The 11716-nt window shown below is 61.5% G+C and carries 11 protein-coding genes; 2 read left to right on the forward strand and 9 right to left on the reverse strand.

Annotated elements, in window-relative coordinates:
- Positions 1-15: 15 nt before the first annotated feature.
- The 5 genes from B3849_RS03285 to B3849_RS03305 form a co-directional block, all read right to left on the reverse strand.
- Positions 16-1200 carry a BCCT family transporter gene (locus B3849_RS03285; protein WP_278425251.1) on the reverse strand — a complete coding sequence of 395 codons (1185 nt, stop codon included), beginning with the start codon at positions 1198-1200 and terminating at the stop codon, positions 16-18.
- A 63-nt stretch (positions 1201-1263) separates the two neighbouring features.
- The gene (gene betC, locus B3849_RS03290) at positions 1264-2772 is read right to left on the reverse strand and encodes a choline-sulfatase (RefSeq protein ID WP_278425250.1); all 1509 of its coding nucleotides are present in this window, start codon (positions 2770-2772) and stop codon (positions 1264-1266) included.
- On the reverse strand, positions 2769-3344 hold the full coding sequence (gene betI / locus B3849_RS03295) for a choline-binding transcriptional repressor BetI (RefSeq protein ID WP_278425249.1): 576 nt from the start codon (positions 3342-3344) through the stop codon (positions 2769-2771). Before betI ends, betC begins: the two co-directional genes overlap by 4 nt.
- Before the next feature lie 122 nt (positions 3345-3466).
- Positions 3467-4369, reverse strand: a complete 903-nt coding sequence (locus tag B3849_RS03300) for a DMT family transporter (protein ID WP_278425247.1) — start codon at positions 4367-4369, stop codon at positions 3467-3469.
- A gap of 37 nt (positions 4370-4406) precedes the next feature.
- The gene (locus B3849_RS03305; RefSeq protein WP_278425246.1) at positions 4407-5003 is read right to left on the reverse strand and encodes a LysE/ArgO family amino acid transporter; all 597 of its coding nucleotides are present in this window, start codon (positions 5001-5003) and stop codon (positions 4407-4409) included.
- A 200-nt stretch (positions 5004-5203) separates the two neighbouring features.
- Here B3849_RS03305 and B3849_RS03310 point away from each other — a divergent pair, with 200 nt between their 5' ends.
- Complete coding sequence (locus tag B3849_RS03310) at positions 5204-5443, forward strand: hypothetical protein (RefSeq protein ID WP_005852304.1); 240 nt, start codon at positions 5204-5206, stop codon at positions 5441-5443.
- A gap of 142 nt (positions 5444-5585) precedes the next feature.
- Here B3849_RS03310 and B3849_RS03315 read toward each other — a convergent pair whose 3' ends face one another.
- The gene (locus B3849_RS03315; protein WP_005852303.1) at positions 5586-6326 is read right to left on the reverse strand and encodes a YebC/PmpR family DNA-binding transcriptional regulator; all 741 of its coding nucleotides are present in this window, start codon (positions 6324-6326) and stop codon (positions 5586-5588) included.
- A gap of 168 nt (positions 6327-6494) precedes the next feature.
- Here B3849_RS03315 and B3849_RS03320 point away from each other — a divergent pair, with 168 nt between their 5' ends.
- Positions 6495-8267: an SLC13 family permease gene (locus tag B3849_RS03320; protein ID WP_278425244.1), complete on the forward strand. Its 1773-nt coding sequence runs from the start codon at positions 6495-6497 to the stop codon at positions 8265-8267.
- Between the two features lie 79 nt (positions 8268-8346).
- Here the strand turns inward: B3849_RS03320 and B3849_RS03325 are convergent, their stop codons facing one another.
- The 3 genes from B3849_RS03325 to B3849_RS03335 form a co-directional block, all read right to left on the reverse strand.
- Positions 8347-10119, reverse strand: coding sequence for an SLC13 family permease (locus tag B3849_RS03325; protein ID WP_009826493.1), 1773 nt, complete (start codon positions 10117-10119; stop codon positions 8347-8349).
- A gap of 151 nt (positions 10120-10270) precedes the next feature.
- The gene (locus B3849_RS03330) at positions 10271-11083 is read right to left on the reverse strand and encodes a TIGR00282 family metallophosphoesterase (protein ID WP_009826492.1); all 813 of its coding nucleotides are present in this window, start codon (positions 11081-11083) and stop codon (positions 10271-10273) included.
- 77 nt (positions 11084-11160) lie between these two features.
- On the reverse strand, positions 11161-11716 hold a 556-nt coding region (locus tag B3849_RS03335; RefSeq protein WP_286779813.1), incomplete at its 5' end, for a 5-formyltetrahydrofolate cyclo-ligase.

Consider the following 11716-nt stretch of genomic DNA (forward strand, 5'->3'; position numbering starts at 1 on the left):
GCTTAGGTTTAAGGGTTATTCGGCCGGGATATTGGCGTTGCCATCCAGCCCGTGCAGGTGACGGCGTTTGACAAAGAACATATAGCCAAGCGCCAGCAGGTAGATGCCGATCACGATGGTCCCGACCCACTGGATCTGCAGCCATTGGCTTTGGAACAGCAGGGTCAGCACAAACAGGCCGATGGCGTTGGCCAGCACGTAAGACACGGTGCCAAAGCGTTCGGTCGTGAAGTTGAGGTTATCGGTGTAAAGCCGGATCAGACTGTCGAAAGAGTTGATCACGAACACGATGCCCACGATGGTCATGGCCCAATTCGGGAAGCCCGCGGTGCCGATGCCGTTCAGGTGGTAGTAATACAGCACCGAGAACCACAGCCCCAAGGGGATCGACGGGAATACCAGCAAGGACGCCAGCAGTTGCCATGTCTTCAGCCCGCCGACAAAGCGGCTGACGAACTGCCCGATCATGATTGACCAAGCGAACCACCAGAACAGGTAGAATTCGTGGTAATCCGTCAGCGGGATGATGAACTTGTGGATATTCGCGAAATAGCCGCCAAGGTTGCTGGCACTAGAGGCAAATTCGCCCAACCCCATGCCGGCGTTCAGCCACATGTAAGCGATCAGCGCCAGAAACAGCAGGGTCGAGCTGACCGACAGCACACGCACGAACTTCAGATCGGTGGAGCTGAAAGCCGCAATCAGGATCACGAGGAAGCAGATCAGGTAGAAGACCGGCAGGATCGTCTCTCCGTCGCCGACCTCGGCAATGTAATAGGGCATATAGATCAGGAACAACGCACCGGTGAAGGCGCAGGTGGTGATGATCACGATGTTGTTCAGCAGTTTGATCGCGGGGATTTCAAAGAACTTCACCCGCGGCTCGATGGCGCAGAAATAGAAGGTCGTCAGGAAGTAGAACGCCCAGATCAGAAAGCCCCAGAACCCGAATTCAAGCGCCAGCGGGTTGGTGAATCCATAGGCCGGCTCGGTCGCCGTATCCGCATAAAGCGGGAAGTCGAAGGCCAGCGGGAACATGATCAGCCCCACATCCAGCCCCGACGTGAAGAGGATCGCGATAAAGGTGAACAGCGGCACCGGCGTCACGCCGGTCAGCGGCAGGTTCCACCACTTGATCGTACAGAAAATAGTTAAGCCCAAAGCCAGTATGACCCCGAACGAAATGATGGTCGTTAACATTGTGTCCCTCCGTGTTGGGGGTGCATTATTGGTTTGGTTGCCCGCACCCCTTGGGCAGTCGTTCTATTCGCCGCGCGGAAAGCGTTTGTTTTCTTCCAGCACGTTCAGATCCATGTGGTTACGCATGTATTGCTCTGACGCATTGCGCAGCGGCTGGTGATCCCACGGATAGTACCCGCCCTTGCGCAGCGCCTCGTAGACGACCCAACGGCGGGCCTGGCTTTTGCGCACATCGGCATCGAAGGCGGCCAGATCCCAGCGGGCGTCGGCCTTGGCCGACAGGGTGAGCCGCGTGCCCTGATGGGCAGGTTCTTCGGCAAGGTTGGTCAGCTCGTGCGGATCGGTTTCCAGATCGAACAGTTGGTCAGGATCAAGGGCGCAGCGGTTGAACTTCCACTTGCCGTAGCGCAGTGACACCATCGGCGCATAAGACGCCTCTGCCGCGTATTCCATCGCAACGGGTTCGCTGCGTTCCACCCCCTGCCCCATGGGCACCAGCGATTGCCCCGTGGTCCATTCCATCACCTCGTCCATGGACACGCCTGCCAGATCACAGACTGTGGGGCACACGTCGATATTGCTGACCGGCGTGGTCTGCAAACCGGGTGCCATCTGCGGCGCGGCGATCATCATCGGCACGCGGGACGACCCTTCGAAAAAGCTCATCTTGAACCATAGCCCCCGCTCGCCCAGCATATCGCCGTGGTCCGAGCAGAAGATGATGATCGCCTCTTGGCGCGTGTCCTCTAGCGTTTGAAGGATCTCACCGATCTTGTCGTCAAGATAGCTGATGTTGGCAAAGTAAGCCTGACGCGAACGTTTGATATCGCGTTCGGTGATGTCAAAACTGCGCCAGTCGTTCGCGTCAAAGATACGTTTCGAATGGTTGTCCTGATTTTCATACCCCAGATCGGGCACCTCGGGCAGCAGGTGGTCGCAATCGTTGTACAGATCCCAGTACTTCTTGCGTGCGACATAGGGGTCATGGGGGTGCGTAAAGCTGGCGGTCAGACACCACGGGCGCGGATCCAGACCGCGGGACAGGTCGTAAATCTTGCGCGTCGCCTCATAGGCCACGGCGTCGTCATATTCCATCTGGTTGCTGGTTTCAGCCACACCTGCGCCGGTCACCGACCCCATATTGTGATACCACCAGTCAATGCGTTCCCCCGGCTTGCGGTAGTCCGGCGTCCAGCCGAAATCGGCGGGGTAGATATCGGTGGTCAGGCGTTCCTCGAACCCGTGCAGCTGATCGGGGCCGACGAAATGCATCTTGCCCGACAGGCAGGTCTGATAGCCCGCACGCCGCAGATGGTGGGCGTAGGTGGGCACGCTCGACGCGAACTCTGCCGCGTTGTCATAGACGCCCGTAGCCGACGGAAGTTGCCCCGACATGAACGCCGCCCGCCCCGGCGCGCACAGCGGGCTGGCGGTATAGGCGTTCTTGAACCGCGTCGACCGCGCCGCCAGCTTTTTAAGGTTCGGAGCATGCAGCCAGTCAGCTGGGCCGTCGGGAAACAGCGTGCCGTTCAACTGGTCGACCATCAGGATCAGGATATTGGGCTGGGTCATTCTTTGGTCCCCACAAGCATATGAAGCACCGACAGGGCGCGGTCGCTGGCGGCACGGGCGCTGCCCTCGTCCGACAAGGCGGCACGCAGGTAAAGCCCGTCGATCAGGGCGGCCAGCGTATCGGCATCCCCTGCCGGATCACCCGAGATCGGGCGCAGCGCATAGGTCAGGTTCGACCGCAGCCGCTTTTGATACACCACCAGCAAACGGTAGGTTTCGGTATTGGTCCGCGAGGAGGCATAGAGCGTCATCCAGGCGCTGACCGTTGCCGGATCGAAATAACTTTCATCAAAGCTCGCGCGGATGATCGCCTCGGCCCGTCCCAGCGGGGATTTGTTCAGACGCAGCTCGCGGCGGACCTCGGCGCTGTATTCCGTCAGGATATAGCGCATGGCCGCGAGAAAGATCTGATCCTTGCCGCCAAAATAGTGATGCGCCAGCGCCGAGGACATCCCCGCGCGGCGCGCGATCTGGCCGACCGTCACATCCAGTGACTGGGCAGCACCGATTTCGGCAATCGTCGCTTTGACCAAGGCGTCGCGGCGAATAGGCTCCATTCCGACTTTGGGCATAAAGAATCCTTAGTGGTTTGATAGCGTCTGGCCATCAAACCTACGTTCATTGACTGACAAGTCAATAAAAACCTGAGAGCGGATCAACTCAGGGTTTAGCCATATCCCAGCCGGCGGCGTCGCTAGAATTTCGTTGCTGGCGTGGCGGGGGTAATCTGGCGTTTCAGCATCGCCTCGCGCCATGTGATAAACGTCACCGACCCCAGGATCACCGCCCCGCCAAGAACGACCCAGATATCAATGGGTTCAGCAAAAACGACAGCACCTAGCGCCGTGGCCCAGACCAGTTGCAGGAAGGTCACCGGCTGGGTCACCGTCAGCGGTGCCGCGGCAAAAGCCAGCGTCATGGTATAGTGGCCTGCGGTTGCAAAACACGCGACAGCGGCGAGGATTCCGATCTCTTCCCACGTGGGTGTGATCCAGTTGGCAAGCGCGAAGGGGGCCAGAAACAGCGTCACGAACAGCGACATCATCGCGACGACGACCGACGGGCGCACCTCATCCGCAAGCACTTTGGCCAGTAGATAGGCCCCGCCAAACACCACCGCCGCGACCAGCATCGCGAAATGCCCGCCGGTCAGCTCGCGAAACCCGGGTCGCAGGATGATCGCGGCCCCGACCAGCCCCAGCACGACCGCAATGATCCGGCGCAGGGCCAAGCTCTCGCCCAGAAACAGCGCGGCCCCGATGGTGACATAGATCGGCGCAAGATAGTTCATCGCCGTCACCTCGGCGATAGAGATACGGGTCATGGCGTAGAACCACAGGATAACGCCCACCCCATGCAGCCCGCCGCGTACCGAAAAAAGCGCCCATTGTCGGCGCGACAGCTTCGCCTCGCGCAGCGCGCCAATTGCGGGCAGCAGGAACACCAAGCCAAAGCCATAGCGGATAAAAGCAGCTTCGGAGGACGGCAGGCGCGGGCCCATATGTTTGACCAAGGCGGTCACGCAAATGAAACACAGGCCGGTCACGACCATCCAGAAGATACCGGTGACGGGGCGTTGGGGATGTGCAGTTGTCATGGGCGCAACATTCCCCAACCCTTCCCCAAGGGCAAGGTCACATCAGCAGAAGTCTCAAAGCAATCGCCCACATGGTCAGCGCAATCACACCATCCAGAATTTGCCAGCTGCGCGGCTTGCTGAAGAACGGCCCCAACAGGCGCGCGCCGTAGCCCAGGCTGAAAAAGAAAACAAAGCTCGCCGTGACCGCACCTGCCCCGAAGGCAAGGCGGCTTTCATATTGCGCGGCAATGGACCCCAGCAGCACGACGGTATCAAGATAGACATGCGGGTTCAGCCAGGTCAGCGCCAGCAGGGTCAGGATCGTGCGGCGCAGGCTGGTTTGCGCGGCCCCGTCAGCGGCCAGCGCATGGCCGCCCTGCCAAGCCGATCGCGCGTTCTGGAAACCGTACCAGATCAGGAACGCCGCCCCGCCGAAGCGCATCAGCGTTTCGAACCACGGCACCGCCGTTGCCAGCGCACCGAACCCCGCCACCCCTGCGGCGATCAGCACCGCATCCGACAAGGCGCAGGTCAGGCAGACCCAAAAGACATGCTGCAACCGCAAGCCTTGGCGCAAGACAAAGGCGTTCTGCGCCCCGATAGCCAGAATCAAGGTCAGGCCCAAGGCAAAGCCGGGAAAGAAGGCGGTCATATGTCAAAAGCTCCGTCGGGAATCTGGGCCGGTCTCGGGCAAGATGCACCGCCGGACCCCACCCAAAAATAAATTTTCATCCCCTGCAACCCCAACTTTATTGTTGCGGCCGCGAAACATTTGCGTGATTGGGCCCGTTACTACTAGCGAACCACAGATACAGCGCCTATCTGACCCGCATACAACCAAGGAATAATGTCATGTTCGACGACAAACAGAAGCTGGAAATCAGCCAAGATGAATTGGCGCTTATCGAAGCAGCCCTGCACACACAGTCCAAAATCCTGAGCGTTCAGGCAAGCGCAGGCGGATCAAAGGCCTTGGGGCACCTGAACGAGGTCAAACGCGTCCTCGCCTCTATCTCGCAGCAGCGCGTGCGCGACACCACGGCCAAACCGGCCTGGGGTGGTCTTTTTCGCATGGCGCGCCTTTTGGGATAAATTCGGCCCCAAACGCTGACACAAAAAAACCGCCCCGCAGCTATGCCAGGGCGGTTTTTTTGTGTCTCGCGGAGGTGTGACACACCCGCCCCCGCCAAAGCAAAGCCCCGCCGCGACATAGGTCAACGGCAGGGCGTAAATGCTACAGCTGCTCCATCACCTCGTCAGAGGCTTCGAAGTTCGCGGTGACCCGCTGCACGTCGTCGTCGTCTTCCAGGGCGTCGATCAGCTTCATCAGCTTTTCCATCCCTTCCAGATCCATTTCGGTCGTGGTGGTCGGACGCCAGACCAGCTTGGTGCTGTCGGATTCGCCCAACTCGGCCTCCAGCGCGGTGCTGACATCGTTCAGGTCGGTATCCATGCACCAGATGACATGCCCGTCATCCGAGCTTTCGACGTCTTCCGCGCCCGCTTCGATGGCGGCCATCATGACGGTGTCGGCATCGCCAACGCTGGCGGGATAGGTGATTTCGCCCTTACGGTCGAACATGAAGCCGACGCTGCCTGTCTCGCCCAGATTGCCACCGTTCTTGGTGAAGGTGGACCGCACGGTCGATGCGGTGCGGTTGCGGTTGTCGGTCATCGCCTCGACGATGACGGCAACACCATTGGGGCCGTAGCCTTCATAGCGGATTTCTTCGTAATCCTCGCCCTCGCCGCCGACGGCTTTCTTGATCGCGCGTTCGATGTTGTCCTTGGGCATGGACTGGCCCTTGGCCTCTTTCACCGCCAGACGCAGACGCGGGTTCTTGTCCGGATCGGGTTCGCCCATCTTCGCCGCGATGGTGATTTCTTTGGAGAGCTTGGAAAACACCTTGGCGCGCAGTTTGTCCTGACGGCCCTTACGGTGCTGGATATTTGCCCATTTTGAGTGACCTGCCATGGTGACCTCACATGCTAAAATTCTCGGTTGGCTCTCTATACGGCAGCCCACGCGCCTGAACAAGCCACCGCGCACGCGCGCGGTATGGCCGGGTTTGGCTGGGTTTGGGGCAGACAGGCGCGCAGGCGGCTGCTAGGGCTTTGGTCGCAGTTCACGCAAGGTACGCTCATGACCACCGATCAAATCATCCTGTTCACCCTGTTTGCCGCCGTGTTTGGCATGCTCTTGTGGGGGCGGTTCCGCTATGACCTTGTCGCCTTTGCCGCGCTGATGGTTGCTGTGGTGCTGGGGGTCGTCGACAGCAAGGATGCCTTTGCGGGCTTTGGTCACCCTGCGACGCTGGTGGTCGCGCTGGTGCTGATCGTATCGGCGGGGCTGACGCGGTCTGGCGCGGTGTTGCTGATCACCCGCACCCTGGTCGATGCCTCGCGCAGCCTTGGCGGGCATATCACGCTGATGGGGGTTATCGGCGGGGTGCTGTCAGCCTTCATGAACAACGTCGCGGCCCTCGCGCTGCTGATGCCGGTCGACATCCAGACCGCCCGTAAAGCGGGTCGGTCACCGGGGTTGAGCCTGATGCCGCTGAGCTTTGCCACGATCCTTGGCGGCATGGCGACGCTGATCGGGACGCCGCCCAATATCATCATCGCCTCGATCCGACAGGAATCCCTTGGCGAACCGTTTCGTATGTTCGATTTCGCCCCTGTGGGCGGGATTGCAGCGGCGGCGGGGCTGGCCTTTGTCGCGCTGATCGGCTGGCGTTTTATCCCGCAGCGCGAAAACAACGTTCTGGGCCCCGAAGACCTGTCTCCCTATCTGGCAGAGCTGACGATCCCCGAAGGCAATGCCCAGATTGGCAAACGTCTGGCAGAGCTTCAGGACGCTGCCGAGAAGGCCGATGTCGCCATGCTGGGGGTGATCCGGGACGGCAAGCGCCGCTACGGCCAGTCACGCAACCTGCCCCTGCGCGCAGGCGACGCGCTGGTGCTTGAGGCGACGCCCGATGCGCTGGACGAATTTCGCAGCACGCTGGACCTGCATGTCGCCGACGCCGACCGCGAAGACCGTCTGCGCGCCGATGGCGAAGGGGTCGAGATCATCGAGGTCGTGGTCACCAGCGATTCCCGCCTGAACGGCCGGTCGGCTCAGGCGGTTGGCCTGTCGTGGCGGCAGCGCTCCGTGCTGCTGGGGGTATCGCGGCGCGGCAAACGCATCACCTCGCAACTGCGCAAGACCGAGCTGCAGGTGGGGGATATTCTGCTGCTGCTCGTGCCGCGCGATACCGCGTCCCATGTGGTCGAATGGCTGGGCGTGCTGCCCCTTGCCGACCGCGGGTTGGCAGTGACCGAAAACCACAAGGTCTGGCTGGCGATCGGCCTGTTTGGCGGCGCGGTCACGGCGGCGAGCTTTGGGTTGATCTACCTGCCCGTCGCCCTGGGGCTGGTCGTCATCGCCTATGTGCTGGCGCGGATCGTCCCGCTATCGGAGCTTTATACCCATATCGAATGGCCGGTCGTCGTCTTGCTGGGGTCGATGATCCCGTTGGGGGCGGCGCTCGAAAGCTCTGGCGGGACGGAGCTGATTGCCGGCGCGCTTGTCGGATTGACCCAAGGGCTGCCCGCATGGGTGGTGCTGACGGTGCTGATGCTGGTCACCATGTCCCTGTCGGATGTGCTGAACAACACCGCCACCACCATCGTCGCCGCCCCCGTGGGCATCCAGATGGCGACGAGCCTTGATGTCTCGCCCGACCCGTTCCTGATGGCGGTCGCCGTCGCCGCATCGAGCGCGTTCCTGACGCCCATCGGGCATAAGAACAACACGCTGATCCTTGGTCCCGGGGGCTATAGCTTTGGCGATTACTGGCGCATGGGCCTGCCGCTTGAGATCATCGTCGTCGCGGTGTCCATTCCGGCTATTCTGGTCTTCTGGCCGCTTTAGCGCGCGCGCCCATTGGAGGAGCCGGGGGCCAGCCCCCGGACCCCCGGGATTTTTGCCATTTGGAAGCGCGGGTCCGGCGCTACCAGAAGAGCGGGATCATCATGGAGACGAGCAGCGACATCGACAGGTTGAGCGGAATGCCGATGCGCATGAAGTCGGTGAAACGGTAGCCGCCCGGCCCATAGACCAGCGTGTTGGTCTGGTAGCCGATGGGGGTGGCAAAGGCACAAGACGCCGCGATCATCACCGCCACGACCAAGGGGCGCGGGTCCATGCCAAGCGCGGACCCGAGGCTGATGGCAATCGGGGTCATGATCACCGCCACCGCGTTGTTCGACACGATCTCTGTCAGGGTTGTCGTCAGCAGGAACACCGCGAAGATCACATAGAAAGGCGACAGCGTGCCGAGGAAGGGCGCGATATTGTCAACGATCAGGCTGATCGCGCCGGAGTTTTGTAACCCTGCCCCGACCGCAAGCATCGAGAAGATCAGCGCCAGTAGTCGGCCATCGACAAAGCTGAAGGCCTCTTCCGCGTCGATACAGCCCGTGACCAGGACCAACGCCACGGCCAGCACCGCCAGCAGCAGGATCGGCGCGACATTCAGCGCGGCCAAGACCACGATCCCCACCAGCGCCGCGATGGCGATCGGGGCGTGCCCCCGCCGGAAGGCCCGTGCCGACGGCTGCGAGACGTCGACCATATCCATATCCGAGGCAAGGCGCTGGATATCCTCCATCGCGCCTTCTAGCAGCAGCGTGTCACCGACCTTGACGATGAGGTCGTCAAGCTGGCGACCGATGTTCTGGTTCCGCCGGTGTACCGCCAAAGGGTACACCCCATAGCGTCGGCGCAGACGCAGCGCCCCCAGCGTGCGGCCCACCATCTTGCAGCCCGGCGTGATCAGCACCTCTACGGTCGAGGTTTCCACCGCAGACACCTGATCGACGCGCTTGAGTTCTTTATTCGCCTGAAGGCTGAGCAGTTCCGTCATCTGGGTGCGCAAAACCACACGGTCGCCGACCCGCAGTTCGACACTGGCCAGATCGCGGCGCAACGACTGATCGCCGCGCACCACGTCGATCAGCCGAACGCCTTCGCGTTTGAATAGCTGCACGTCAAGCACCTCGCGCCCGATCAGGTTGGAGTCGGGCGGGATCACGGCTTCGGTGAAGAACTTCATCTTGGAGCGGTCGGACAGCATATTCGCCATACTGTCGCGCGCGGGCAGTAGTTTGGGCGCGAAGACGGCCATATAGATCAGACCCCAGGCGCAGACGACCAGACCGATGGGCAGGATTTCGAAAATGCCAAACGGCTCTAGCCCTTGCGACCGTGCGACACCGTCCACCAGAAGGTTGGTCGAGGTCCCGATCAGAGTCAGGGAGCCGCCCATGATCGCCGCATAGCTCAGCGGGATCAGCAGTTTGGAGGCTTTGGTGCCAAGCGTCTGGCTGAGCTGCACCACGACCGGAATCATCACCACCACCACGGGCGTGTTGTTCATCACCGCCGAGGCCGCCATGACCGCCACGATCACGCCCACCACCGCCGTTTTCGGATGCGTCTTGGCATAGCGTTCGGCCATGCGCGTCAGCACATCCAGCGCGCCCGTGCGCACCAGCGCGCCCATCACGATGAACATCGCGGCAATGGTCCAGGGGGCAGAGTTTTGCAGCACCGCCTGCGCATCGTCATAGGGCAAGATGCCAAGCGCCAGCATGATGGCCGCCCCCGATAGCGCCACGACCTCGGTCGGGAGGGATTCGCGCAGGAACATGACGAACATGATCACAACGACGGTCAATGCCAGGATGGCAGAGGTGCTATCCGACAGGTTTAGAAAGTCCATTCAGGTATATCCGGCCTTGGGCAGATGAAAATCAGACTGCAGTGTCGTTGATTGCAACGTCCACGGCAAGCGTCGCCTTGGGGCAAGCGTCAGATGCGCCTGCCCTGCGCTATTCCGGATACGGGTCTAAAGCGCGCCAGCCGAAACGCGGTCAGGGCGCGCTTTGCTGCAGCTTGCCGCCCTGACGCACGGGCACGATCCGGGTCGCCTTGCCGGTGCGGTCGTCGGTTTCTATATAGACGCCGGATAGGGTCGCTTCTTCGTTGGCGGGGGTGAAGCGGTCTTTGGGCATGCCGGTGATGAAGCGGCGCAAAGGCTCTGTTTTCTCCATCCCGATCACCGAATGGTAATCGCCGCTCATGCCTGCATCTGTCAGATAGGCCGTCCCGCCCGGCAGGATCATCGCGTCAGACGTGGGCACATGGGTATGCGTGCCCACAACAAGGCTGGCGCGGCCATCACACCAATGCCCCATCGCCATCTTTTCCGAGGTCGCCTCGCAGTGCATATCCACAATCACCGCCGATGCCATGCCGCCCAGAGGGTGGGTCTTGAGCACAGGCTCAAGCGCCGAGAACGGATCGTCAAAGGGGCGTTTCATAAAGACCTGACCAAGCGCCTGGGTGACCAGCACCTTGCGCCCGTTCTTGGCGGTGAACAGGCGCGCACCCTTGCCCGGTGCGTTTTTCGAAAAATTCAGCGGCCGGATGACACGCGGCTCCTGTTCGATAAAGCTCAGCATGTCTTTTTGGTCAAAGGCGTGGTCGCCCAAGGTCAGACAATCGGCCCCTGCGTCCAGCAGCGTTTTGGCGTGGCTGCCAGACAGCCCCATGCCAGAGGTGGCGTTTTCACCGTTCACCACCACAAAATCCAGCTTCCATTCCGTCCGCAGACGGGGAAGGTTTTCGCTGATTGCGCGGCGGCCCGCGCGGCCCATGACATCGCCGAGGAAGAGTATTTTCATGCCCCAAGCGTTAGGCTGCGCAGCGCCCGAGGGCAAGGGGCGGAGCTGCGGTTTTTGCGCGCGGGGTGCGGGCGCGCCTAGGCGATCTCGATCACGCCCGTCTCTGTCACGATCAGATCAAGCGGCTGGTCGGTGGGTTCAAGCGGCAGATCGTCAATCTCTTGGCCCGCAAAGGCAAAACCGATCGCCAAGGTCGCCCGCCGCTCACGCAACTGTTCCAGCGTGCGGTCATAAAACCCGCCGCCATACCCCAGACGCCCGCCAGCCCGGTTGAACGCCAGCAGGGGTACGATCACGATTTCCGGGTCAAAGAAATCCTCGACCGCGGGGATCTGAGCGCCAAAGGCACCGTCTACCAAAGGGGTATCCGGGGTCCAGCGCGAAAACCGCAAAGGCTGCGCCGCGCCCATGATCACCGGCACGCCCACGGGGCCATGGGCCGCCGCCTCGGCCATGGCGGGGCGCGGGTCAATCTCTGTGCGGATAGGTAGAAAACCGGACAGCGGGACGCCGCGATACCCCGCGAGCACTTCGCTCAGATAGCCGGCTTGCGAAGCGTTGGCAGCATCAAACAGCGGCTTGCGGCGGGCGAAGGCCGCCTTGCGCGCTGCCGCCTTGACCGCCGCCATATCT

This window comes from Sulfitobacter sp. UBA4523 (assembly GCF_002388305.1).
GTDB lineage: Bacteria > Pseudomonadota > Alphaproteobacteria > Rhodobacterales > Rhodobacteraceae > Sulfitobacter > Sulfitobacter pontiacus.

What these genes read in the sequence shown, in the direction of transcription:
- B3849_RS03310 (WP_005852304.1), top strand. Translation starts at nt 5,204, where the DNA reads ATGTTCGACGACAAACAGAAGCTGGAAATCAGCCAAGATGAATTGGCG.
- B3849_RS03300 (WP_278425247.1), bottom strand. Translation starts at nt 4,369, where the DNA reads ATGACAACTGCACATCCCCAACGCCCCGTCACCGGTATCTTCTGGATG.
- B3849_RS03285 (WP_278425251.1), bottom strand. Translation starts at nt 1,200, where the DNA reads ATGTTAACGACCATCATTTCGTTCGGGGTCATACTGGCTTTGGGCTTA.
- B3849_RS03325 (WP_009826493.1), bottom strand. Translation starts at nt 10,119, where the DNA reads ATGGACTTTCTAAACCTGTCGGATAGCACCTCTGCCATCCTGGCATTG.
- B3849_RS03305 (WP_278425246.1), bottom strand. Translation starts at nt 5,003, where the DNA reads ATGACCGCCTTCTTTCCCGGCTTTGCCTTGGGCCTGACCTTGATTCTG.
- B3849_RS03320 (WP_278425244.1), top strand. Translation starts at nt 6,495, where the DNA reads ATGACCACCGATCAAATCATCCTGTTCACCCTGTTTGCCGCCGTGTTT.
- betC (WP_278425250.1), bottom strand. Translation starts at nt 2,772, where the DNA reads ATGACCCAGCCCAATATCCTGATCCTGATGGTCGACCAGTTGAACGGC.
- B3849_RS03330 (WP_009826492.1), bottom strand. Translation starts at nt 11,083, where the DNA reads ATGAAAATACTCTTCCTCGGCGATGTCATGGGCCGCGCGGGCCGCCGC.
- betI (WP_278425249.1), bottom strand. Translation starts at nt 3,344, where the DNA reads ATGCCCAAAGTCGGAATGGAGCCTATTCGCCGCGACGCCTTGGTCAAA.
- B3849_RS03315 (WP_005852303.1), bottom strand. Translation starts at nt 6,326, where the DNA reads ATGGCAGGTCACTCAAAATGGGCAAATATCCAGCACCGTAAGGGCCGT.